Source organism: Streptomyces sp. NPDC059718 (assembly GCF_042733315.1).
In the GTDB taxonomy this organism is placed as follows: domain Bacteria; phylum Actinomycetota; class Actinomycetes; order Streptomycetales; family Streptomycetaceae; genus Actinacidiphila.
Genome location: NZ_JBHWGA010000002.1, coordinates 285,106 through 308,780, shown reverse-complemented (window position 1 = coordinate 308,780; position 23,675 = coordinate 285,106). Strand labels below are relative to the sequence as shown.

Genomic DNA, 23,675 nt, shown 5'->3' with positions numbered 1-23,675 from the left:
CTCCCGACGCCGAAGGGTTGGTTCACCACTCGATGACTGCCCCAGCCCCGGTCCCCGAGGCCGTACCGCTGTCCGAGTACTGGGCGGAAGCGCTGTGCTTCGCCCAGCTGTGCTCGCTCTCCCCCGAGGACGGCGGCCGGCTGGCCGCCGACGCGTTCGACCGCGGCCTGGACCTGACGCCCGACGCGGCGGACGGCACACCCGGCCCGGGCCTGCCGCCCCTGCCGCTGCTGCTGACCGCCGTACGGGACACCGCCGCGTCCTGGCAGGCCCGGGGCGAGGGCGACAGCCTGCAGCCGGAGTTCCGCATCTGGCTCAACGCGGAACGCGCCGCACGCCGGGGCAGGGCACCGCGCCCGGAACCGCTTGCCCTGCGCGGACTGCGCGCCATGACGGAACCGGACGCGGCACTGCTGTGGTCCACCGAGGTCGAATGCCGCCCCACGGCCGTGACCGCACACGCGCTGGGCGTCGACGTCACCGCGGTGGAGCGGGAGATCGACCGGGCCCGCGAGGACTTCCGCGACCGCTGCCTCCGCGCCCACCAGGAGGAACCGCCCTCCGACGAGTGCCAGGGGTACGCCCGGCTCCTGGACGCGGCCACCCGGATGCCCGTCGAGGCGGCACCCGAGGACCTGCGCCGGCACCTGCGCGGGTGCGCCGAGTGCGCGCGGGCGGCCGTGTGCCTGACCCCGCTCGGCGGCGGGCTGCCCGAGGCACTGGCCGAAGGGGTGCTGGGCTGGGCGGGGCCCGCCTATCTGGAGGCCCGGCGCCGGACCGCCGGCCGGGGCGCCGCCGCGGCCCCGCCGTCGCGGCGGGCCGCGCGTGCCGCCCGTGCCGCCCGTGCCGCGCGGGCCAGGACCCGCGTCCCCGGAGGCAGGGCCGCCGTGGCCGGGGCGGTCGCGGTGCTGACCGCCGTGATCTGCCTGACGGCCCTGGTCACCACCGACGACTCCGCCCCCCGGTCCGCCCAGGCCCTTCCGACGGCCCAGGGCGGCAAGGACGGCACCGCCCCGGACGGTCCCGGCTTCCCCCCGCTGCCGTCGCCGGGCGCGTCCGGCGCCTCCGGAGCGCCGGAGCCCGCGCAGAGCGCACCGTTCCCCGAGGAGATCGGGCCCTCCGCCGCCGAGCACACCATCCCCGCCGCCGATCGCGCACCGTCCTCCGCCGCGCCGCCCGCGCACGACGCCCCGGTGAAGCCGGCGCCGTCCTGCGCGATCACCTACGAGGTGAACGAGCAGTGGTACGACGGCTTCCAGGCCACGGTCACCCTGACGACCCGCAAGGACCTCGACGACTGGAGGGTCGGCTGGAGGTACTCCGACGGCCGGCGCGTCACGCAGATGTGGGACGCCGACTTCGCCCAGCGCGATGGATCGGTCACCGCCCGGGCCAAGGGCTACAACCGGTCGGTGCGGGCGGGCGGTTCGGTCAGCTTCGGGCTGGTCGGCACCCGGCCCGGCGTCTCCGCCCCGCCCACCGGTTTCACCCTCGACGGCGCGTCCTGCGCCACCGGCTGACGCCCCCCGCCCCGACGCGACCGGGCCGGAGGGGCGGTCACGATCCCGCCCCTCCGGCCCGTACGGCCCGGCTCCCGAGGACTAGCTCAGACCGTTGTTGATCGCGGTGATCAGCTCACCGTTGCCGGTGTCGCCGCTGAACTCCCAGAAGAACGCGCCGCCGAGGCCCTGGTTCTTCACGTAGGCCATCTTGCCCGCGATGGTCGACGGGGTGTCGTAGCTCCACCAGTTGTTGCCGCAGTGCGCGTACGCGGTGCCCGCGACGGTGCCGGTCGCCGGGCAGGTGTTCTTGAGGACCTTGTAGTCCTCGTTGCCCGCCTCGTACGTACCGGGAGCGGCGCCGGTCGCGGAACCGCCCGGCGCCGACTGCGTGACGCCGGTCCAGCCGCGCCCGTAGAAGCCGATGCCCAGGTTGAGCTTGTTCGACGCGATGCCCTTGCTCTTCAGCTTCTGGATCGCCGCGTCGGAGTAGAAGCCGGCGATCGGGATGCCGCTGTAGGAGGTGAGCGGGGAGTGCGGGGCGGTCGGGCCGTCCGCGTCGAAGGCGCCGAAGTAGTCGTACGTCATCACGTTGTAGTAGTTCACGTACTGGGCGGCGCCCGCGTAGTCGGCCGCGTCGATCTTGCCGCCGTTGGTGCCGTCGGCGGTGATGGCCGCGGTGACCAGGTTGTTGGAGCCGAACCTGGTGCGCAGCGCGGACATCAGGGTCTTGAAGGACGAGGCCCCGCTGGTGTCGCAGGAAAGGCCGCAGGCGTTGGGGTACTCCCAGTCGATGTCGATGCCGTCGAAGACGTCGGCCCAGCGCGGGTCCTCGACCAGGTTGTAGCAGGAGTTGGCGAAGGCGGTCGGGTTGGCGGCCGCCTGGCCGAAGCCGCCGGACCAGGTCCAGCCGCCGAAGGACCAGAGGATCTTGATGTTCGGGTACTGCTTCTTCAGCTTGCGCAGCTGGTTGAAGCTGCCGCGCAGCGCGCCGGTGTCCCAGGTGTCGGCGACGCCGTCGACGCTCTGGTCGGCGGTGTAGGCCTTGTCGTAGTCGGCGTAGGAGTCGCCGATCGCGCACTGGCCGTTGGTGACGTTGCCGAAGGCGTAGTTGATGTGGGTCAGCTTGCTCGCCGAGCCGGAGGTCACCAGGTTCTTGACGTGGTAGTTGCGGCCGTAGACGCCCCACTCGGCGAAGTAGCCGAGGCGGATCTTGTTCCCCGCGGGGCCGGTGGGGGTCGGCGTCGGCGTGGGCGTCGGGGTCGGGGTGGGGGTGGGCGTCGGGGTCGGCGTGGGCGTCGGGTCGCCGCCGCCACCGCCGGTGCAGGAACCGCCGTTGAGCTTGCAGCCGCTCGGGCTGCCGCTACCGGTGCCGTTGAAGCCGAAGCTGATGCTGGCGCCCGGGGCCAGCGTGCCGTTCCAGCTCTTGTTCTTGCCGGTCCAGTGGGTGCCGGAGGCGGTCACGTCGGCGTCCCACGCCGAGGTCACCGACGTGCCGGCGGGGAAGTCCCACTCGACGGTCCAGCTGCTGATGGACGAGGTGCCGCTGTTGGTGATCGTCCACTTGCCCTCGAACCCCGTGCCCCAGTCCTGGGTCTTGGTGTACGTGGCGGTGGTACCCGCGGCATGGGCCGGTGTGGCCAGACCGACGAGCGCGGCGAACGGGAGCAGCAGCGCGGTGAGCCCCGCGGCGGCTGTGGTCCTGATGCGTCTGGTGCGTGGAGTGCGTGGGGTGTCTCCAGTGCTCAAGGGGTGCTCCTCGAGTGGGGGCCGACGGGGAAACCAGTGCCGCCTGGTGGGCGATTGACTCCATGTCATGCCCACCACAGTTCCCTGGCAGAGTAGAAAGGTCTGGACCAGGTGGTCAATAGGTCTGGACCATCTCGACCCCTCAAGCTGGAGCACGACGCCCCGGCGACCTCGCCGGGGCGTACAGGTGAACGAAGGAACGCGCGGGGGCGGCGTCCGGCGTCAGGCCGGTTCGCGCACGGTGACCGTGTCGATGCCGATGTCGATGCCGACGTCGGGGCCGTGCCCGTCGAGGAACTGCTCGGCCCAGATGATCTTCCCGTCGTCGGTGTAACGGGTGCCCCACCGCTGGGCGAACTGCGAGATCAGGAACAGCCCGCGACCGCCCTCGTCGGTGGTGCGGGGGTGCCGCAGGTGCGGGGAGGTGCTGCTGGCGTCGGAGACCTCGCAGGTCAGCGCCCGCTCCAGGATCAGCCGCAGGCGGATGGGACCGGAGCCGTGCCGGATCGCGTTGGTGACCAGCTCGCTGACGACCAGTTCGGTGGTGAAGGTGAGGTCGCCCAGCCCCCAGTCCTCCAGCTGCCGGGTGGACAGCTCGCGGGCCCGGCCCACGACCGCGGGGTCGGTGGGCAGGTCCCAGGAGGCGACCCGGCCGATGTCCAGGCAGCGGGTCCTGGCCAGCAGCAGCGCCACGTCGTCGTGCGGGCGGGCGGGGGCCAGTTCGTCGACGACGCTGCGGCACAACGCGTCCAGCGGCAGGTCCTCGGCTTCCAGGGCGGCCCGCAGCCGGCTCCGCCCGCTGTCCGGCACGTCGCCCTCGCCGTCCGCCGGCGCGACCAGGCCGTCCGTGTACAGCGCGAGGACGCTGCCCTCCTCCATCGTCGACTCGGCTGCCTCGAAGGGCAGTCCGCCCAGACCCAGCGCGGGCCCGATGGGCAGCTGGAGGAAGCGGACGGCCTCCCCGCCCTCGGCCCCGCACCGCTCGCCGGCGGGCCGGAGCACGGCGGGCGGCAGGTGCCCCGCGCTGGCCATGACGCAGTGCCTGCTGACCGGGTCGTACGTCACGTACAGGCAGCTCGACCCGAGCGCGCTGCCGCCCACCCCGACGGTCGCGGACTCCCCGGCCTCCCGGGAGACCTGGACGACCAGGTCGTCCAGGTGCGCCAGCAGTTCCTCGGGCGGCAGGTCGAGGTCGGCCAGGGTCCGTACCGCCGTGCGCAACTGGCCCATCGTCGCGGCCGCCTCGATGCCGTGGCCCACCACCTCGCCCACCACGAGCGCGACCCGGGCCCCGGACAGCGGGATGACGTCGAACCAGTCGCCCCCCACGCCCGACAGCTCGTCGGCCGGGCGGTAGTAGGTGGCGACCTCCACCGCCTCCTGCGGCGGGAAGGTGTGCGGCAGCAGGCTGCGCTGCAGCACGAGGGCGGCGTCCCGCTCGCGGGTGTAGCGGCGCGCGTTGTCCAGGCAGACCGCGGCCCTGGCCACCACCTCCTCCGCCAGGCGCAGGTCCTCCCCGTCGAAGGGGTCGGCGCGGCGCACCCGGAAGAAGAGGGTCACGCCGAGGGTGACCCCGCGGGCGCGGATCGGCACCACCATCGCCGTGTGGAGCCCGAGTTCGCCGAAGTGGAGCGCGCGGCCGCCGGCGGGTCCTGCGGCCCACTCCAGCTCCAGCGGGTCCAGCCGGGAGTTGAGCCAGGAGGTGCCGTCGGTCAGGCACCGGATGGGCGGGGTGTCCTCCAGGTAGGCGGAGACCGCCCCGATGCCGAACGCCGGCTCGGGCTCGCCCTGCCGCGCCGCACGCATCCCGGCGCGGCGCAGCGGCACGGTGACGGCGTCGCCCAGCGGGCCGGGCTGCGGCTCCGCGCCCTTGATGACCGACTCCAGCAACTCCACGGCGACGTAGTCGGCGAGGTCGGGCACGACCACGTCCGCCAGGTCCTGCGCGGTGTGCATCACGTCCAGGGTGCGGCCGATGTGCTCGCTGGCCCGGTCCAGCAGCGACAGCCGCTGCCGGGCCCGCCAGCGGTCGCTGATGTCGACCACGGAGTAGCAGACGCCCACCGGGACGCCGCGCTCGTCCTCCAGCCGCACGAAGGACATCGAATGCGCCTTCTCGCGGCGTGGATCGGTGCGGAACCGCCCGACGTGCTCGTAGTCGATCACCGGCACGCCCGTCTCCAGGACCTGCCGCATCTGCGCCTCCAGCACCGTGGCGTTCAGGCCCGGCTGGATCTCCCCGAGCCGTCGCCCCAGCCGCTCCTGGGAGGGGCCGCCCCCGAAGCGCTCCAGTGCCGCGTTCGACCACACGCAGCGCAGATCGGTGTCGACCACGGCCAGCCCGATCGGCGTCTGGCCCACGATCCGTTCCAGCATCGCCGGGGTCATCCCGGACGCGACGGAGCGGGCGGTGCTGCGGGACTCCGCCGCCAGGACCATCCAGCGGACGGACGTGCCGCCGATCCCCTCCGGGAGCCCGGCCACCCGTACGCCCAGCGTGACCCTCATGCCGTCGTCTCGGCGCAGCCGCAGCACACCCGTCCAGCCGCCCTCGGTGCGGCAGCGCTCGGCGATCTCCGGCGGCCGCGCCGCGTCCTCCGGGGCGAGCAGATCCACCGCGGGGGTGTCGATGACGTCCGCCGCCCGCCGGCCGAGCAGCCGCTCGGCGGCGGGCGGCCAGCTCAGCAGCCGCCCCTCGGCGTCGAGCAGCAACGTGACGGCGTCCGCCACGCCCGCGTCCACGCGTTCCTCGGGAGTCCCCATGGCCAGCCACTCCGTATCCGCCCGCAACGTTACGCTCCGCTCACCGTTCTTGTTCTTCCCACTCGGCGAACGCCGCTCACGGCGTCACGGGAAGAAGGAGAGCGTGCCGTCCGCTGCCCGCCCGGGCTCGTGGCCGGAACGGGAGGGGAGGGTGGGCGGCCTCAGGAGCGTGCCCGGCGGGGACGGGTCCTCGGGGCGCGCGGCGGCCCCCGCGGGAACGGGCGGTGCGGGGAGAGACCGGCCGAAGAGCACCGGGACGTCCATCAAGACCTCCGGAGTACGGCCCCCGTGTCCCCCGCGCATCAGATTACTCGTCGGCCCCGGTCAGCGCCCCCCGCGTGCGTACCGCCGTACGCGGGCCCGGCGGTCGACATGGACGCCTGGTTCGAGCGCACGATCGGCAGGATCCTGGACGCGTACGGGCGCGGCGGCGGGGATCAGGACCGGGGCCGGGACGCCTGACCCCGCGGCGGCGCCGGGGACCGGGTGCGCGGTGCGGCCGTTTCCCCGGCGGGCTCGGGCTACGCTGCTCGGAAGGCCCGAAAGAGGGGGTGCTGCCGGTGTCCGGGCGTCGACTGCGTGCCCTGCGCGCACTGAGGAACTCGGCGAAGGAGAGGGCCAGGACGGCCAGGTCCGCCCGTCCCGCCCAGGCCTCCGCAGCGCCGGCCGGCGAGGGGGAGGGCCCCCTGGAGCCGCGGATCGCGGGCCCCGCGGCCGTCGCGGTGAGCAGCGTGATGGACGCGGCCCTGTACCGGGACGGCCGGCGCATCGCGACACCCTCCTCGCTCGCCGAGGCGTACACGCAGCTGCGCGCCGAGCCCGGCGCGATGGCCTGGATCGGGCTCTACCGGCCGAGCGAGGCCGAGCTGGTCTCGCTGGCGAAGGAGTTCGACCTGCACCCGCTGGCCCTGGAGGACGCCATCCAGGCCCACCAGCGCCCCAAGCTGGAGCGGTACGGGGAGACCCTCTTCGTCGTGCTCCGCGCCGCCCGCTACCTGGACGCCCCGGAGGAGGTCGACTTCGCCGAGCTGCACATCTTCGTGGGCCCCGGCTTCGTCCTGACCGTCCGCCACGGTGCGGCCCCCGACCTGTCCGCCGTGCGGCGCCGCATGGAGAGCAACCCCGAGCTGCTGACGCTCGGGCCGGAGGCGGTGCTCTACGCGATACTCGACACGGTCGTCGACGGCTACGCACCGGTCGTCGCGGGGGTCGAGAAGGACATGGAGGAGAGCGAGATCCAGGTCTTCGGCGGCGACCCCCAGGTCTCCCGCCGGATCTACGAGCTCTCCCAGGAGGTGCTGGAGTTCCAGCGCGCCACCCGCCCGCTCATCCCCATGCTGGACGGCCTGCAGGCCGGCTTCGTGAAGTACGGGACGGACGAGGAACTCCAGCGCTACCTGCGCGACGTCGCCGACCACGTCACGCACACCATCGAGCGCGTGGACGGCTTCCGGCAGGCGCTCGGCGACCTGCTCACCCTCAACGCGACCCTGGTCGCGCAGCAGCAGAACGCCGAGATGCGGGCGCTGGCGGAGGCCGGCTTCGAGCAGAACGAGGAGATCAAGAAGATCTCCGCCTGGGCCGCCATCCTCTTCGCGCCCACGCTCGTCGGCACCATCTACGGCATGAACTTCGACCACATGCCCGAGCTGCACTGGCTGCTCGGGTACCCCTTCGCGATCCTGCTCATGGGCGTGGTCTGCGTCAGCCTCTACCTGGTCTTCAAACGGCGCGGCTGGCTGTGAGGGCCCCGCTGGCTCAGATCCTGGGATGCGCGGGCACGTGGGTGACCTCCTCGATCTCGTGCGCGGCCTTGCCGAGGAGCTGACGCGCGAGGTCGTTGAGCGCCCTGGCCGCCGCGAGTTCCTCGCCGACCCGTTCCTGGTCCGGGTCGGAGGGATGCCGGCTGGCGTGGCCGTGCGACCTGACCTCCGTGCCGTCCGGAAGGCGGAGCAGCGCGGCGGCCTTCGTCCTCGCGCCGTCCTCCCGGAAGTCCATCTCGATGTGCCATCCGACGAGGGTCTGCATGACGGAACACCTCCAGCGGTCCCGGTCCCGGTGTCTCCTTCCAGCGTGCTCCCTATCGCGGAACTACTCCACCAGGGTGACGATGGAGCCAAAGGAAATCGGTCCCTGCCACAAGGAGGCGCCGTCATGACCACCGCACTGGACATCATGCATCCCGGCGCCATGTGCGTCGGGGAGCGGGAGAGCCTCGCCGACGCGGCCCGGATCATGCGTGAGCAGGACATCGGCGCGCTGCCGATCTGCGGGGACGACGACGTGCTGGTCGGCATCGTCACCGACCGGGACATCGTGCTGAAGTGCGTCGCCGAGGGGCGCGACCCGTCCGAGGTCTCCTGCGGCGAGCTGGCCATGGGCCGGCCGCAGATCATCGAGGGGGACGAGCAGATCGACCGGGTGCTGGAACTGATGGAGGAGTACCGGGTGCGCCGGCTGCCGGTGATCGACCATCCCGCACACCGTCTCATCGGCATGATCAGCGAGGCCGACGTGGCCCGCCACCTGCCGCAGGAACGGGTCGCCGAGTTCGTCACGGCCGTCTGCTCGGACTGACCCGGGACCGTGTGGACCGGGCGGTCACGACCGCCCGATCCGGGCGAGCGCCTCGTCCACGCTCGGCACCGGGCGGAAGGCCCTCATCAGCCCGGTGGCGCGCAGGATCCTGAGGGTCGGGGGGCGGGCGCAGACGAACTGCACCTGCCCGCCGTGCCCGTGGACCCGGCTCCGCAGCCGGCACAGGACGGCGAGTCCGGAACAGTCGATGAAGTCGACGGGGCCCAGGTCGACGACGAGACCGGGGCCCGGGGCGCGGGTCAGCGCGTCGAGCAGCGGAATGATCTCCATCGCCGCGACGATGTCGATCTCCCCGCTGAGTTCCACCACGACGCACCCGTCGATCGTGTGGGTACGCAGGTACGGGCTCACCGGAGCATAAGATCACCGGGCCGATGAGCCGACCGATGCGTCAAGGTCCACTTCACTCGATCGAGTGAGACCTGTGAAAAGCTGCAAAACCCCTGTTCGCAGGGGAGGGGAGCGGTACCCGGCGTTGCCGCCGGGTGCGCTCAGGCGGCGCGGAGGACGGCGTTCAGCCGGTCCCGGGTGGCGTCCGGGGAGAGGCTGTCGGCGCGGAGCTTCGCCATGACGACGCGGTACTGGTCGACCTCCTCGCGCTTGTCGATGTACATCGCCCCGGTGAGCTGCTCCACGTACACGACGTCCGGGACGTCGGACTCCGGGAAGGTCAGCTGGGTGAAGGTCCCGCTGGCGCCCGCGGAGTACCCCGTGAACTCCAGCGGCAGCAGCTGCACTGTCACGTTCGGCTGCTGCGAGGCCTCGATGAGGTGCACGAGCTGGGCCCGCATCACCTCCCGCCCGCCGAACCTGCGGAGCACCACGGACTCGTCCATCACGGCCACGATCTCCGGGGCGAGCTCCGAGGTCAGCAGCTTCTGCCGCTTGTGCCGCAGGTCCAGCCGGCGCTCCACCTCGTCGGCGGGGGCGCCCGGGTGGCCCAGCTCTATGACGGCGCGGCTGTAGTCGTCGGCCTGGAGCAGGCCGTGCACGAACTGCGTCTCGAAGGAGCGGATGACCGAGGCGGACTCCTCCAGGCCGACGTACGTCTGGAACCACGCGGGCAGGACGTCGCCGAAGCCGTGCCACCAGCCGGCGACGTTCGCCTCGCGCACCAGGCCGAGCAGGGCCGTGCGCTCGCCGTCGTCCGTGATGCCGTAGAGGGTGAGCAGGTCGGCCACGTCGCGCTCCTTGAAGCTCACGCGCCCGAGCTCCATGCGGCTGATCTTCGACTCGGACGCGCGGATCGAGTAGCCCGCGGCCTCACGGGTGATGCCCTGCGCTTCGCGCAGCCTGCGCAGCTGCGAGCCCAGGAGGATGCGGCGCACCATCGATCCGCTTCCTGACTGCACTGTGGTCATTTGCGCCTACCTTCTCCCCGTGGCATCCAGCAGTCTGCCACCTTCGCGCTGCGTTCAGTACTCGATCGGTCACTCTCGATCGTCACTCCCGACCCATCTGCCTCGTGCCATGCAAATGCACGTGCATCCGCCCCTTGCATCGGCCGCAGGCCGTACGGGACGATTGCGTACGTGCCGATACCGGGTGGTGCGCATGTGGACTGAGAGCTCGGCCGGGGTGCAGCCCTTATGGGACGGGCTGGTTCCGGAGCGCCTTTCGTCGTCGAGTGCCACCTCCTGCCCGCTGCCGCCGCGTTACGAGGCGGTCGGCGACGCACGAAGATTCGCGCGGACGACCCTGCACGCCTGGCACTTGGAAGAACTCCAGGACGGCATCGAACTGGTCGCCTCCGAACTGGTGACCAACGCCCTGCGCTACGCGGTCCCCGAGGACGCGGCCCACGGGTGCGTCCGGCTCAGCCTGGTCAGATGGTCAACGCGCGTAGTGTGCGCGGTGCGGGACCCCAGCAGTCACGGGCCCGTCGCCAAGGCCCCGGACTTCGTCGCCGAGTCCGGGCGCGGGCTGCATCTGGTGGAGTCCTTCAGCGAGACCTGGGGCTGGCATCCCCTCACCGGCATGGGGAAAGTCGTCTGGGCGCTCTTCCGCATGCCCGGACAGAACGACGGCCCGTCACATTGAGCCGTACCGGGGACGACCGTGGTCAGTTCGCCACGAAGTGATCGAACTCCCCGTTCTTCATCCCCACGATGAGGGATTCAATCTCTTCCTTCGTATATATCAGCGCCGGTCCGTCCGGAAAACGTGAATTGCGCACGGCCACGTCCCCGTCCGGAAGCGCGGCCAGCTCCACGCACTGACCGTTCGCATTGCTGTGCCGGCTCTTCTGCCACACCAGTCCGTGGAGATCGGACGCTGCCATGCCGTTGTACGTGTGGCGCATGCTTCTCTCCAGGTAAGTGCCGTGCAGGACAGGGGAGATGATAGCCAGAGACGGTGTCACGTGCATCTGCACGTGCAGGTGCACGTGCAGTCACTCAGGGTGAATGCAGCGGCCAATGAAGAGCCAACGAACCGCCCGCCGGAATTGCTCCCACCGTATGCGACGGCCCCGCCCGGGAATCGCATTCCCGGACGGGGCCGTTTAATGCCGGAGGCACCGGAGACGCCGTCGTCACTCCTGACCGGCGGGGACGGTGCCGAGCTTGCCGGCCTTGAAGTCGTCGAAGGCCTGGGCGAGTTCCGCGTGGGTGTTCATCACGAACGGGCCGTACTGCATCATCGGCTCACGAATCGGCAGCCCGCCCAGAAGGACGACCTCGAAGTTGGGGCTGCGCGATTCCTGGGACCCGTCGGCGCGGATCGTGAGGGAATCGCCGCGGCCGAAGACCACCGCCTGCCCCATGCGGAAGGGCCGGTTCTCCGGGCCCGCGGTGCCGCGGCCGGCCAGGCCGTACGCCAGGGCGTTGAAGTCCGCGCGCCAGGGCAGCGTGAGCTGGGCGCCCGGGTTCACCGAGACGTGCAGCATGGTGATCGGGGTGTGCGTGGCGCCCGGGCCCTGGTGGCCGTCGATGTCGCCGGCGATGATCCGGATGAGCGCGCCGCCGTCCTCGGACGCCAGCAGCTTGACGTTGCCGCCGCGGATGTCCTGGTACTTCGGCGCGATCATCTTGTCCCTGGCGGGCAGGTTGACCCACAGCTGCAGGCCGTGGAACAGGCCGCCGGTCATGACCAGCTCCTCCGGCGGCGTCTCGATGTGGAGCAGGCCGCTGCCGGCCGTCATCCACTGCGTGTCACCGTCGGTGATGGTGCCGCCGCCACCGTGGGAGTCCTGGTGGATGAACGCGCCGTCCATGATGTAGGTGACGGTCTCGAAGCCGCGGTGCGGGTGCCAGGGCGTGCCCTTGGGCTCGCCGGGCGCGTACTCCACCTCACCCATCTGGTCCATCATGATGAACGGGTCGAGGTTCTTGTAGTCGATGCCCGCGAAGGCGCGGCGGACGGGGAAGCCCTCCCCCTCGAAGCCGCTCGGGGCGGTGGTCACCTGCAGAGCACGCCGCTGTACCGCGTCGGCGGGGGCGTGGACGCGCGGCAGGGTCAACGGGTTCTCGACGGTCACTGCAGGCATGGCCAGATCCTCCTCGGATTGTTCAACGTTCAACATAGTTGAACGCTGAACTTCCCGCAACCGTTCCCCGGCCTTTGTCCGGTTTCCGTGGGGTGAGGGCCGGATCAGCCGTACATCCGCCGCATGGTGAACTCCACCATCTGCTCGACCGCCTTCGCGTCGAACACCATCCGGTGCTCGCCCTCCATGTCCAGCACAAAGCCGTAGCCGGTCGGCAGCAGGTCCAGCACCTCGGCACCCGTGATCACGAAGTACTTGGACTCCTTGCCGGCGTAGCGGCGCAGCTGCTTCAGCGAGGAGAACATGGGGATCACCGGCTGCTGCGTGTCGTGCAGCGCCAGGAAACCGGGGTTGTCGCCGCGCGGGCAGTAGACCTTGGACGTGGCGAAGACCGCCTGGAAGTCCTCCGCCGACATCGAGCCCGTCGTGAACGCGCGGACCGCGTCCGCCAGCGAGGGCGGTGACGGCTCGGGGTAGCCCGCACCCATCGGCGCCCCGCCCATCGGCGGCGCCGCCCCTGCCATCCCGTTCTGGTCGTAGCCGTACACGGCACACAGCGTATCGGGCCGCTAGCCCGGCACGGGAGCCTCATGGAGTTCGAACCAGATCGCCTTGCCGTCGCCCAGCGGATCCACGCCCCACGCGTCCGCCATCTCCTGCAGGAGCAGCAGCCCGCGTCCGGAGGCGGCCATCTCGCCCGGGGTGCGGCGGTGCGGCATGTCGTCGCTGCGGTCGGTCACGTCGACCCGCAGCCGCCGGACACCCGGCACGCCGAGCAGCTGCGCGCCCAGCACCGCGTCGTCGTCCGTGTGCAGCAGCACATTGGTGACCAGCTCCGACACCAGCAGCACGGCCGCGTCGACCTGGTCCCCGGACGTCCAGTCGTGCAGCAGCGCGCGGACCTCCTCCCGGGCCGCCCGCAGCTGCCGGGGGTCGGTCTGGCCGACGGTGAGCACACTGCGCCGCACCGGGACGTCGCGGAGCGTCCCGACGGGGTCGCGGCGCACCAGCAGCAGCGCGATGTCGTCCTCCCGGCGGTCGGCGAAGGGGCCGGTCAGATGGTGCGAGGCCGGGCCGTGCACCGCCTCGACCAGGGTGTCGGCGAGCGCCTCCAGCCCGTCGTCTACCGCGTCCTCCAGCACCGAGCGCAGCCGCCGCCACCCCGTGCCCAGGTCGTGGCCGCCGGTCTCGACCAGCCCGTCCGTGCAGATCAGCATCGTCTCGCCGGGCCCCAGGGTGAGCCGCGTGGTCGGGTAGTCGGAGTCGGGGGCGATCCCCAGGGGGAGGCCGCCGGCCGTGCGCCGGATGATCGTCGTGCCGTCCGCGAGCCGGACGACCGGGTCCAGGTGCCCCGCCCGTACGACGTCCAGGGTGCCGCTGACCGGATCGACCTCCATGTAGAGGCAGGTGGCGAAGCGGCCGTCCTCCCCGTCGGCGGAACACTGGGTGAGCCCGGCCAGGAAGCGGGAGGTCCGGGACATCACCGCGTCCGGGCGGTGCCCCTCGGCGGCGTACGCGCGCAGCGCGATGCGCAGTTGCCCCATCACTCCCGCCGCGCGGACGTCGTGGCCCTGCACGTCGCCGACGACCAGGGCGGTGCGCCCCGACGGCAGGTCGATCACGTCGTACCAGTCGCCGCCCACCTGCAGTCCGCCGCCGGTCGGCACGTAGCGGGCGGTCAGCGTCATCCCCTCGACGTGCGGCCGCCGCCCGGGCAGCATCGCGCGCTGCAGCCCGTCGGAGAGCTCCCGCTCGGACTCGTGCAGATGCGCCCGGGACAGCGCCTGGGCGAGCATCCGGGCGACGGTGGTCAGCACCGACCGCTCGTCCGGGGTGAAGGCGACGCGTTCCCGGAAGGCGGCCATCCACGCGCCGATCGTGCGGCCTGCGGCGACCAGCGGCAGATACGCCCAGGACGACCGCCCGAAGTCCCGCACCAGCGGCCACGTGGCCGGGAAGCGCTCCTCGTACGCCTGCGGGCTCGGCAGGTAGACCGCACGGCCGGTGCGCACCACGACCGCCGCCGGGTACTCCGTGCGGAGCGGCATGTCCAGGAAGGGCACCTCGTCGCCCGGCCGGTGCCCGTGGAACCCGATGGCGCGGAGCCGGTCGCCCTGGACGCCGAAGACGGCGAGGCGGTCGGGGGAGAACCCCGGCATGGACAGGTGGGCGGCCACGCGGAGCACCTCCTCGGTGCTGTCCGCCTCCGCCAGCGCCCGGCCCGCGTCCAGCAGGAAGGCCTCGCGGGACCGCCGCCAGTCCGCGGGGGCGGCGGGGGCCGCCGCGGTGGGGCGGGTGCCGGTGCCCGCGCCGGGGAGACCGTGCACCGCGGGGGCCTCCTGCAGCGTGCCGACGACCTCCTCCGGCCGGCCCCCCGCGGAGGGGAGCCCGTAGGTCCGCATCACCACCGTGCGGACGACCCGTCCGTCCTCCCGGACCACGCGCAGCAGCGACTCCGACGCGGTTCCCTCGGCTATCGCCAGGGCGACCGCCGCCGCCATGTCCACGTAGTCGGAGGCGTGGTAACAGGCCCGGGTCACCCCCGAATGGACCTTCTGAGGCTGGGGCGGAAGCCCTATCAGCCCGGCGCTCACGGCGTCGAGCTCCACCATGTCGGTGGCGCTGTCCCAGCGCCAGACGCCCGTGCCCAGCGCGGCCAGCACGCCCTCGATGCGCATTCGCACAGTTTATGGTTCTCCGCGGCTTTCATACGAATGGGGTCGGGCGCGCGTACCCCCGTAGACTGGGGAGGCCTCATCCCCGAAATCAGACGACTTGGATGAACGATGCATCGGTACCGGTCCCACACCTGCGGTGAGCTGCGCGCCACCGACGTAGACGCGGAAGTGCGCCTGAGTGGTTGGCTGCACAATCGCCGGGATCTGGGCGGCATCCTGTTCGTCGATCTCCGGGACCACTACGGGGTGGTCCAGCTCGTCGCCCGTCCGGGCTCGCCCGCGTACGAGGCCCTGAGCCACCAGTCCAAGGAGTCGGTGCTCCGCGTCGACGGACGCGTCGTCGCCCGTTCGGGGGAGAACGTCAACCCCGACCTGCCCACCGGCGAGGTCGAGGTCGAGGTCACCGAGCTGGAGGTGCTCGGCGCCGCCGACCAGCTGCCGTTCCCGGTCTTCCCGGAGGACAACGCGAACGAGGAGATGCGGCTCACCAACCGCTTCCTCGACCTGCGCCGCGCCCGCATGCACCGCAACATCATGCTGCGCACCCAGGTGATCAGCTTCCTGCGCCGCGAGATGACGGCGCTGGGCTTCAACGAGCTGGCCACCCCCATCCTTTCGGCGACCTCGCCCGAGGGCGCCCGCGACTTCCTGGTGCCCTCCCGCGTGCACCCCGGCACGTTCTACGCGCTGCCGCAGGCCCCGCAGCAGTTCAAGCAGCTGCTGATGATCGCGGGCTTCGACCGCTACTTCCAGATCGCGCCCTGCTTCCGCGACGAGGACAGCCGCGCCGACCGCTCGCCCGGCGAGTTCTACCAGCTCGACGTCGAGATGAGCTTCGTCGAGCAGGAGGACGTCTTCGGGGTCATCGAGAAGGTCATGACCGACCTCTTCGAGGAGTTCGGCGGCGGCCGCCACGTGACCTCGCCCTTCCCGCGGATCCCGTTCCGCGAGTCGATGGTCAAGTACGGCAACGACAAGCCCGACCTGCGCGCCCGCCTGGAGCTGGTCGACGTCTCGTCGGTCTTCGCCGACTCCGGCTTCAAGGCCTTCGCCGGCAAGCACGTCCGCGCCCTGCCGGTGCCGGACACCGCCGAGCAGCCGCGCAAGTTCTTCGACAACCTCGGCGACTACGCCGTCGAGCAGGGCGCCAAGGGCCTGGCCTGGGTCCGGGTCGGCGACGACCTCACCCTCACCGGCCCGATCGCCAAGTTCCTCACCGAGGACGACGTCAAGGCGCTGCTCGCCGCCGTCGACGCCAAGCCCGGCCACGCGGTCTTCTTCGGCGCGGGCGAGTTCGACGAGGTCTCCAAGATCATGGGCGCCGTCCGGGTCGAGGCCGCGAAGCGGGCCGGCCAGTTCGAGGAGGACGTCTTCCGCTTCTGCTGGATCGTCGACTTCCCGATGTTCGAGAAGAACGAGGACACCGGCCAGGTCGAGTTCTCCCACAACCCGTTCTCCATGCCGCAGGGCGGCCTGGAGGCGCTGGAGACCAAGGACCCGCTGGACATCCTCGCCTGGCAGTACGACATCGTCTGCAACGGTGTCGAGCTGTCCTCCGGCGCCATCCGGAACCACGAGCCCGCGATCATGTACAAGGCCTTCGAGATCGCCGGCTACGACCGCGGCACCGTCGAGCACGAGTTCGGCGGCATGCTCCGCGCCTTCCACTTCGGCGCCCCGCCGCACGGCGGCATCGCCCCGGGCGTCGACCGCATGGTCATGCTGCTCGCGGACGAGCCCAACATCCGCGAGACCATCGCCTTCCCGCTCAACCAGAACGCCCAGGACCTCCTGATGGGCGCTCCGAGCACGGTCGACGAGGCGCGGCTGAAGGAGCTCCACCTCGCGCTGCGGCTGCCGCCGGAGAAGAAGGCCTGACGGCCCGCACCACGCCGTGACGACGGAGGGCCCGGAACCACACGGTTCCGGGCCCTCCGTCGTCCGCCGGGTCCGTCAGCCGTCCAGGGCGACGAGGGCGACCACCGGGTGGGCGGGGTCGCTGTCGTCGACGGCGACACCGCGGCTGTAGGCGCCGTGGTCCGCGCCGGCGGGCACGTGGTCGCCGGCGTAGCGGGCGTGCGTGAGGCCACCGGCGGCGCGGCGGCAGGGGTCGGCGGGGGGCTCGCCGACCCGCAGGGCCTGCACGTCGGGGCCGAGCGCGCCGAAGCCGGAGGCGGACAGGAACCGCTCCAGGCCTGCGGCGGTGGTGCGGAAGCTCAGTTCGAGGTCGTGCTCGCCGGACAGCCCGCCGCCCTGCGCGAGGTAGTGCACGTCCTGCGGGTGGTCGGGCAGTCGCAGGCCGAAGCGCCCGGCGGCCTCCGCGAGAGTGACGTTGCTGCCGCGGCACGCCCCGTCCCGGTCCGGGGCGGCACCGGAGCGGCGGTCGCCCGAGCCGGTCAGCGAGACCGCGAGGATCACCCCGGCCACCACCAGCACCAGGGTCAGGCCCACCGCCAGGATCAGCACCAGCGGGGACCTGTCCCTGACCGTGGTCGGCATCAGACCGCCTCCGGCTCCCCGCCGAAGCGCTCCCGGTAGCCGTCCAGGTCCTCCTCGGTGATCTTCGCGAAGAGCACCGGCGGGACGGTGAAGGCCGTCCCGGCCGGGACGGCGGCCAGCGCGCGGGCCTCCTCGGGGGTGACCCAGACCGCGCTGTCGTCCGTCAGGGCGAAGGCGCCGCGCATGGCGGCGGCCGTGGCCGGGATGAAGGGCTCGGAGACGACCGCGTAGAGGTGGATCAGGTTCATGGCGGTGCGCAGGGTCAGGGCGGCGCCGTCGGCGTCCGTCTTGATCTCCAGCCAGGGGGCCTTCTCCTCCAGGTAGGAGTTTCCGGCGCTCCACAGGGCGCGCAGCGCCTGCGCGGCCTTGCGGAACTGCAGGTCCTCCATGTGCCGCTCGTACTCGGCGAGGAGCTCGGCGATCTGCCCGCCCAGGCGCTCCTCGGCCTCCCCGGCCTCCCTGCCCGCGGGCACCTCGTCGCCGAAGCGCTTGCGGGAGAAGGAGAGCACCCGGTTGACGAAGTTGCCGAGGGTGTCGGCGAGGTCCTTGTTGACCGAGGCCGCGAAGTGCTCCCAGGTGAAGGAGGTGTCGTCGGACTCGGGCGCGTTCGCGATCAGGAAGTAGCGCCAGTAGTCGGCGGGCAGGATCTCCAGGGCGGCGTCGGTGAAGATGCCGCGCCGCTGCGAGGTGGAGAACTTGCCGCCGTAGTAGGTCAGCCAGTTGAAGGCCTTGACGTAGTCGACCTTCTTCCACTTGTCACGGGTGCCCAGCAGGGTCGCCGGGAACATCACCGTGTGGAAGGGGACGTTGTCCTTGGCCATGAACTCGGTGTAGCGCACGTCGGTGTCGACGTCGTACCACCAGGAGCGCCAGTCGCGGGTCTCGCCAGCGCCCGCGGCGTCCGACCATTCCTTCGTGGCGCCGATGTACTCGATCGGCGCGTCGAACCAGACGTAGAAGACCTTGCCCTCGGCCGCCAGGTCCGGCCAGGTGTCGGCCGGCACCGGCACGCCCCAGTCGAGGTCGCGGGTGATGGCGCGGTCCTGCAGGCCCTCGGTCAGCCACTTGCGGGCGATGGAGGAGGCGAGCGTCGGCCAGTCCTTGCCGTGCTCGTCGACCCAGGCCTCGACCTCGTGGGAGAGCTTGGACTGCAGCAGGAAGAGGTGCTTGGTCTCGCGGACCTCCAGCCGGCTGCTGCCGCTGATCGCGGAACGCGGCTCGATCAGGTCGGTCGGGTCCAGCACACGGGTGCAGTTCTCGCACTGGTCGCCGCGCGCCTTGTCGTAGCCGCAGTGCGGGCAGGTGCCGACGATGTAGCGGTCGGGCAGGAAGCGCTCGTCGTCCAGGGAGTAGACCTGGCGGATGGCGCGCTCCTCGATGAAGCCGTTCTCCTTCAGCTCCCGCGCGATGGCCTGGGTGATCTCGCGGTTCTGCTGCGAGGAACTGCGGCCGAAGTAGTCGAAGGAGAGCGCGAAGCCGTCGTAGACCGCCTTCTGCGCGTCGTGCTGCTGCGCGCAGAACACGTCGACCGGCAGGCCGGCCTCCTGCGCGGCGAGCTCGGCCGGCGTGCCGTGCTCGTCGGTGGCGCAGATGTAGAGCACCTCGTGGCCGCGCTGGCGCAGGTATCGGGAGTAGACGTCGGCCGGGAGCATGGACCCCACCATGTTGCCCAGGTGCTTGATCCCGTTGATGTACGGAAGGGCGCTGGTGATGAGGTGTCGAGCCATTGCCGGCTGCTCCCAAGTCGCTACTGTGGGTGAGGATTTCCTCTACGGACCGTCAATATCGTATCCGACCGGGAAGGTCCACCCGTTCGCCCTTCCCGGCATGCGGACACGGCCCGGGCCGTGATCGGCTGGCCCGGTGGACGCGCCCCTTCTGCCGGCCTCCGCGCGACGGACGGCCGCGTGGTGCGGCGTCGTGCTGCTGGTGGCCGGTGTGGGCGCCCTCGTCGTCTGGCTGGTCGTCACCTTCGCGGCGGTCGTCACCCCCGTCCTGCTGGCCCTGCTGGGCAGCGCCCTGCTGGGCCCGCTGTACCGGCGGCTGCGGGCCGTCAAGGTGCAGCGGTCGGCGGCGGCGGCGCTGACCTGCGTGGCGCTGGTGCTCTTCGTCGCGGGCGCGGGGTTCGTGGTCGTCCACAGCCTGGTGGAGACCGGGGACGAGATCGTGGCCTCGCTCAAGGACGCGGCCCGGAAGCTGCTGCCCCGCCTGGGCGCGTCGGGGACCTCGCTGAACGACACCATCGACAGCCTCAAGTCCTTCGCCACCAAGTACGGCGCCCGCGCCGCCTCCGGGGTGGTGTCCGGCATCAGCATCGTGGGACAGCTCATCGCGACCGCCGTGCTGGCGCTGCTGCTGACCTTCTTCTTCCTGCGCGACGGCGCCCGCTTCCCCGTCCTGCTGCGCGAGGCCGCCCCGCACGGCACCGGTCCCCTGCTGGAGCGGATCGCCCACCGCGCCTTCGCGGCGGTCCAGGGCTTCATGCGGGGCACGACGGTGATCGCGCTGATCGACGCCACGCTCATCGGCATCGGCCTGCTGATCCTGCGGGTGCCGGGGGCGCCGGGCCTGGCCGCGCTGGTCTTCATCGGCGCCTACATCCCGTACCTGGGGGCGTTCATCTCCGGCGCGGTGGCGGTGCTCGTCGCCCTCGCCGACCGGGGGTGGGTGATCGGCGTGTGGGCCCTGGGGGTGGTACTGGCGGTGCAGGTGCTGGAGGGGCACGTGCTGCAGCCGATCGTGCAGAGCCGCACGGTGCACATGCACCCCGCGCTGGTGCTGCTGGCGATCACCGCGGGGGCGAGCCTGGCGGGCATCCTCGGGATGCTGCTGGCGGTGCCGATCGCGGCCGCCGCCTTCGGGGCCCTGGACGAACTCCGGCGCCAGGAGCCGGACGTCCCTCCAGAAGTCGAAGGCCCTCCGTGACATCCGGCCGGATAGGGGTTGTTTTTATTACCCGCGGGTAGCATCATTACCGACTGGTAAGTGATAAAGCTGCGAGGACTGCGAACCCTTCCCGCCGTCCGACCGACCCCGACGGAGCCGTCGCCATGGGCCACTACAAGTCAAACCTTCGCGACATCGAGTTCAACCTCTTCGAGGTCCTCGGACGCGACAAGCTGTACGGGACCGGCCCGTTCGCCGAGATGGACGTCGAGACCGCCAAGGACATCCTGTCCGAGGTCGCACGCCTCGCGGAGAACGAGCTCGCCGACTCCTTCGCGGACGCCGACCGCAACCCGCCGGTCTTCGACCCGGAGACCAACACCGCCCCCGTGCCGGACTCCTTCAAGAAGAGCTACAAGACCTTCATGGACTCCGAGTACTGGCGCCTGGGCCTGCCCGAGGGCATCGGCGGCACCACCGCCCCGCCGTCCCTGATCTGGTCGTACGCGGAGCTGATCCTCGGCTCCAACCCGGCGATATGGATGTACTCCTCCGGCCCGGCCTTCGCCCGCATCCTCTTCGAGGAGGGCAACGAGGTCCAGAGGAAGATCGCCGGGATCGCGGTCGAGAAGACCTGGGGCTCCACGATGGTCCTCACCGAGCCGGACGCCGGCTCGGACGTGGGCGCCGGCCGTACCAAGGCCGTCGAGCAGGAGGACGGCTCCTGGCACATCGAGGGCGTGAAGCGCTTCATCACCTCCGGCGAGCACGACATGGAGGAGAACATCCTCCACTACGTCCTCGCCCGCCCCGAGGGCGCCGGCCCCGGCACCAAGGGCCTGTCCCTCTTCCTCGTCCCGAAGTACCTCTTCGACTTCGAGACCGGCGAGCTGGGCGAGCGCAACGGCGTCTACGCCACGAACGTCGAGCACAAGATGGGCCTGAAGGCCTCCAACACCTGCGAGATGACCTTCGGCGACCAGCACCCCGCCAAGGGCTGGCTCATCGGCGACAAGCACGACGGCATCCGCCAGATGTTCCGCATCATCGAGTTCGCCCGCATGATGGTCGGAACCAAGGCGATCTCCACCCTCTCCACCGGCTACCTCAACGCGCTGGAGTACGCCAAGGAGCGCGTGCAGGGTCCTGACCTCGCGCAGTTCATGGACAAGAGCGCGCCCAAGGTCACCATCACCCACCACCCCGACGTGCGCCGCTCCCTGCTGACGCAGAAGGCCTACGCCGAGGGCATGCGCGCCCTGGTCCTCCACACCGCCTCCGTCCAGGACGCGCTCGCCGTCGCCGAGGCGGCCGGCGAGGAGGCCAAGGCCCTCGAGGCGCTCAACGACCTGCTCCTGCCGATCGTCAAGGGCTACGGCTCCGAGAAGGGCTACGAGCAGCTCGCCCAGTCCCTGCAGATCTTCGGCGGCTCCGGCTTCCTGCAGGAGTACCCGATCGAGCAGTACATCCGCGACGCCAAGATCGACACCCTCTACGAGGGCACCACGGCGATCCAGGGCCAGGACTACTTCTTCCGGAAGATCGTCCGCAACCAGGGCGCCGCGCTGACCACCCTCTCCGAGGAGATCAAGAAGTTCCTCGCCGAGGCCACCGGTGGCGACGAGCTGGCCGCCGCCCGCGAGCAGCTCGCCAAGGCCGCCGTGGACCTGGAGGCCATCGTCGGCAAGATGCTCACCGACCTCGCCGCCACCGAGCAGGACGTGAAGTCCATCTACAAGGTGGGCCTGAACACCACCCGCCTGCTGCTCGCCTCCGGTGACGTCGTCGTCGGCTACCTGCTGCTCAAGGGCGCCGCCGTCGCCGCCGGGAAGCTGGCCGCCGGCGCCTCCGCCAAGGACACCGCCTTCTACACCGGCAAGATCGCCGCCGCGAAGCACTTCGCCGCCGAGGTCCTGCCGCAGGTCTCCGTCGCGCGGTCCGTCGCCGACGGCGTCACCCTCGACGTCATGGACCTGCCCGAAGACGCGTTCTGACCCGGTCCTGACCGGTTCCGGCCGGGACCGATACGGCGACGACGGCCCGCTCCTCCCCCGAGGAGCGGGCCGTCGCGCGTCCTTATGCTTGAAGCATGAACCCTCAGCCCCACTTCGGCCGCGGCCACACCGACGACCTCGCAGCCTTCCTCACCGCCAGCCCGTCGCAGTACCACGCGGTCGCGAGCGCCGCCGAGCGCCTGGAGAAGGCCGGATTCCAGCAGGTGGCCGAGACCGAGGCGTGGGGCGCCGGGGCGGGCGGCAAGTACGTGCTGCGGGGTGGCGCGATCATCGCCTGGTACGTGCCCGAGGGCGCCGGGCCCGCCACCCCCTTCCGGGTGGTCGGCGCCCACACCGACTCCACCAACCTGCGCGTCAAGCCCCGTCCCGACTCGGGCTCCTTCGGGTGGCGCCAGATCGCCGTCGAGATCTACGGCGGCGCCCTCCTCAACACCTGGCTCGACCGCGACCTGGGCCTGTCCGGCCGGCTGGTGCTGCGCGACGGCACGACGACGCTGGTCCACGTCGACCGGCCGCTGCTGCGGGTGCCGCAGCTCGCCGTCCACCTCGACCGCGCCGTCAACACCGAGGGTCTCAAGCTCGACAAGCAGCGCCACATGCAGCCCATCTGGGGCCTCGGCGAGGTCGACGAGGGCGCCCTGATCGCGTTCCTCGCGGAGGAGAGCGGCGTGGCCGCCGCCGACGTCGTCGGCTGGGACCTGATGACCCACGACGTCCAGCCGCCCGCCTACCTCGGCCGTGACCGGGAGTTCCTGGTCGCGGGCCGGCTCGACAACCTGCTCTCCGTGCACGCCGGCACCGCCGCCCTGGCCGCCGTCGCCGGGGCCGACCTGCCGTACATCCCCGTGCTGGCCGCCTTCGACCACGAGGAGACGGGCAGCGAGTCCGACACCGGCGCCGTCGGCCCGCTGCTCGGCAACGTCCTGGAGCGCTCCGTCTTCGCCCGCGGCGGCAGCTACGAGGACCGCGCCCGCGCCTTCGCCGGCACCGTGTGCGCCTCCTCCGACACCGGGCACGCCGTCCACCCCAACTACGTGGAGAAGCACGACCCGACGCACCGCCCGATGCCCAACGGCGGCCCGATCCTCAAGGTCAACGTCAGCCAGCGCTACGCCACCGACGGCACCGGCCGTGGCATCTTCGCCGCCGCCTGCGAACGGGCCGGCGTGCCCTGGCAGGCCTTCGTCTCCAACAACGCCATGCCCTGCGGCACCACCATCGGCCCCATCACCGCCGCCCGGCACGGCATCACGACCGTGGACGTCGGCGTGCCGATCCTCTCGATGCACTCCGCGCGCGAACTGTGCGGTGCCGACGACCCGTACCTGCTGGCCAGCGCCCTGAAGGCGTTCCTGGAAGGCTGATCCGCGGCCCCGCCGGGGGTGGGTGAGGGGCGGGGGGGGGGCAAGGCTCGCGGGGGGGGCGGGGGATGGGTGTCTGCGGCGCGGGCTGGCTCGGTTGGAAGAGGGGGCGGGGGGCAGAGCGTGGGGGGGGGTGGCGG

19 protein-coding genes are annotated in these 23,675 nt (G+C 71.6%); 8 read left to right on the top strand and 11 right to left on the bottom strand.

From position 1 onward, the window contains the following. Window positions 1-32: 32 nt before the first annotated feature. The gene (locus tag ACFV3E_RS03900) at window positions 33-1,520 is read left to right on the top strand and encodes a cellulose binding domain-containing protein (protein WP_500533207.1); all 1,488 of its coding nucleotides are present in this window, start codon (window positions 33-35) and stop codon (window positions 1,518-1,520) included. An 81-nt stretch (window positions 1,521-1,601) separates the two neighbouring features. Here ACFV3E_RS03900 and ACFV3E_RS03895 read toward each other — a convergent pair whose 3' ends face one another. Together ACFV3E_RS03895 and ACFV3E_RS03890 are read right to left on the bottom strand one after the other, a co-directional pair. Next, window positions 1,602-3,248, bottom strand: a complete 1,647-nt coding sequence (locus ACFV3E_RS03895) for a glycosyl hydrolase family 18 protein (protein ID WP_500533206.1) — start codon at window positions 3,246-3,248, stop codon at window positions 1,602-1,604. Between the two features lie 222 nt (window positions 3,249-3,470). Next, a complete protein-coding gene (locus ACFV3E_RS03890) occupies window positions 3,471-6,011 on the bottom strand; it encodes a SpoIIE family protein phosphatase (protein ID WP_500533205.1) in 2,541 nt (846 codons plus the stop codon). 560 nt (window positions 6,012-6,571) lie between these two features. On the opposite strand from ACFV3E_RS03890, the gene ACFV3E_RS03885 reads away from it, so the two are divergent. Beyond that, window positions 6,572-7,756 (top strand): magnesium and cobalt transport protein CorA, encoded by a 1,185-nt coding sequence (locus tag ACFV3E_RS03885; RefSeq protein ID WP_500533203.1) that lies wholly within the window; start codon window positions 6,572-6,574, stop codon window positions 7,754-7,756. A gap of 13 nt (window positions 7,757-7,769) precedes the next feature. On the opposite strand, the gene ACFV3E_RS03880 is transcribed toward ACFV3E_RS03885, so the two are convergent. After that, the gene (locus ACFV3E_RS03880; protein WP_500533202.1) at window positions 7,770-8,039 is read right to left on the bottom strand and encodes a DUF1876 domain-containing protein; all 270 of its coding nucleotides are present in this window, start codon (window positions 8,037-8,039) and stop codon (window positions 7,770-7,772) included. A gap of 126 nt (window positions 8,040-8,165) precedes the next feature. Here ACFV3E_RS03880 and ACFV3E_RS03875 point away from each other — a divergent pair, with 126 nt between their 5' ends. Next, window positions 8,166-8,588, top strand: a complete 423-nt coding sequence (locus ACFV3E_RS03875) for a CBS domain-containing protein (protein WP_499512811.1) — start codon at window positions 8,166-8,168, stop codon at window positions 8,586-8,588. A 24-nt stretch (window positions 8,589-8,612) separates the two neighbouring features. Here ACFV3E_RS03875 and ACFV3E_RS03870 read toward each other — a convergent pair whose 3' ends face one another. Further along, window positions 8,613-8,960 carry an STAS domain-containing protein gene (locus ACFV3E_RS03870; RefSeq protein WP_500533201.1) on the bottom strand — a complete coding sequence of 116 codons (348 nt, stop codon included), beginning with the start codon at window positions 8,958-8,960 and terminating at the stop codon, window positions 8,613-8,615. Window positions 8,961-9,100: 140 nt separating this feature from the next. After that, complete coding sequence (locus tag ACFV3E_RS03865) at window positions 9,101-9,970, bottom strand: Sco1979 family transcriptional regulator (RefSeq protein ID WP_500533200.1); 870 nt, start codon at window positions 9,968-9,970, stop codon at window positions 9,101-9,103. A 193-nt stretch (window positions 9,971-10,163) separates the two neighbouring features. Here ACFV3E_RS03865 and ACFV3E_RS03860 point away from each other — a divergent pair, with 193 nt between their 5' ends. After that, entirely contained in the window at window positions 10,164-10,649 is a 486-nt protein-coding gene (locus tag ACFV3E_RS03860) for an ATP-binding protein (protein WP_500368084.1), read from the top strand. 22 nt (window positions 10,650-10,671) lie between these two features. Here ACFV3E_RS03860 and ACFV3E_RS03855 read toward each other — a convergent pair whose 3' ends face one another. The 4 genes from ACFV3E_RS03855 to ACFV3E_RS03840 form a co-directional block, all read right to left on the bottom strand. Beyond that, window positions 10,672-10,911, bottom strand: a complete 240-nt coding sequence (locus tag ACFV3E_RS03855) for a DUF397 domain-containing protein (RefSeq protein WP_499512815.1) — start codon at window positions 10,909-10,911, stop codon at window positions 10,672-10,674. 231 nt (window positions 10,912-11,142) lie between these two features. Further along, window positions 11,143-12,096 carry a pirin family protein gene (locus tag ACFV3E_RS03850; protein ID WP_500368081.1) on the bottom strand — a complete coding sequence of 318 codons (954 nt, stop codon included), beginning with the start codon at window positions 12,094-12,096 and terminating at the stop codon, window positions 11,143-11,145. Window positions 12,097-12,200: 104 nt separating this feature from the next. Further along, the gene (locus tag ACFV3E_RS03845; protein ID WP_499512817.1) at window positions 12,201-12,644 is read right to left on the bottom strand and encodes an SseB family protein; all 444 of its coding nucleotides are present in this window, start codon (window positions 12,642-12,644) and stop codon (window positions 12,201-12,203) included. Window positions 12,645-12,665: 21 nt separating this feature from the next. Continuing rightward, window positions 12,666-14,774 carry an ATP-binding SpoIIE family protein phosphatase gene (locus ACFV3E_RS03840; protein ID WP_500533199.1) on the bottom strand — a complete coding sequence of 703 codons (2,109 nt, stop codon included), beginning with the start codon at window positions 14,772-14,774 and terminating at the stop codon, window positions 12,666-12,668. Window positions 14,775-14,882: 108 nt separating this feature from the next. Here ACFV3E_RS03840 and aspS point away from each other — a divergent pair, with 108 nt between their 5' ends. Beyond that, the gene (gene aspS / locus ACFV3E_RS03835) at window positions 14,883-16,652 is read left to right on the top strand and encodes an aspartate--tRNA ligase (RefSeq protein ID WP_500533198.1); all 1,770 of its coding nucleotides are present in this window, start codon (window positions 14,883-14,885) and stop codon (window positions 16,650-16,652) included. Between the two features lie 75 nt (window positions 16,653-16,727). Here aspS and ACFV3E_RS03830 read toward each other — a convergent pair whose 3' ends face one another. Next, on the bottom strand, window positions 16,728-17,273 hold the full coding sequence (locus ACFV3E_RS03830; RefSeq protein WP_500533196.1) for a hypothetical protein: 546 nt from the start codon (window positions 17,271-17,273) through the stop codon (window positions 16,728-16,730). Next, a complete protein-coding gene (metG, locus tag ACFV3E_RS03825) occupies window positions 17,273-19,000 on the bottom strand; it encodes a methionine--tRNA ligase (RefSeq protein WP_500533195.1) in 1,728 nt (575 codons plus the stop codon). Before metG ends, ACFV3E_RS03830 begins: the two co-directional genes overlap by 1 nt. Window positions 19,001-19,136: 136 nt before the next feature. On the opposite strand from metG, the gene ACFV3E_RS03820 reads away from it, so the two are divergent. The 3 genes from ACFV3E_RS03820 (at window position 19,137) to ACFV3E_RS03810 (ending at window position 23,538) form a co-directional block, all read left to right on the top strand. Then, window positions 19,137-20,198: an AI-2E family transporter gene (locus ACFV3E_RS03820; RefSeq protein WP_500533194.1), complete on the top strand. Its 1,062-nt coding sequence runs from the start codon at window positions 19,137-19,139 to the stop codon at window positions 20,196-20,198. Between the two features lie 125 nt (window positions 20,199-20,323). Further along, a complete protein-coding gene (locus ACFV3E_RS03815; protein WP_500533193.1) occupies window positions 20,324-22,153 on the top strand; it encodes an acyl-CoA dehydrogenase in 1,830 nt (609 codons plus the stop codon). 95 nt (window positions 22,154-22,248) lie between these two features. Continuing rightward, window positions 22,249-23,538 carry a M18 family aminopeptidase gene (locus ACFV3E_RS03810; RefSeq protein ID WP_500533192.1) on the top strand — a complete coding sequence of 430 codons (1,290 nt, stop codon included), beginning with the start codon at window positions 22,249-22,251 and terminating at the stop codon, window positions 23,536-23,538. Window positions 23,539-23,675 lie beyond the last annotated feature (137 nt).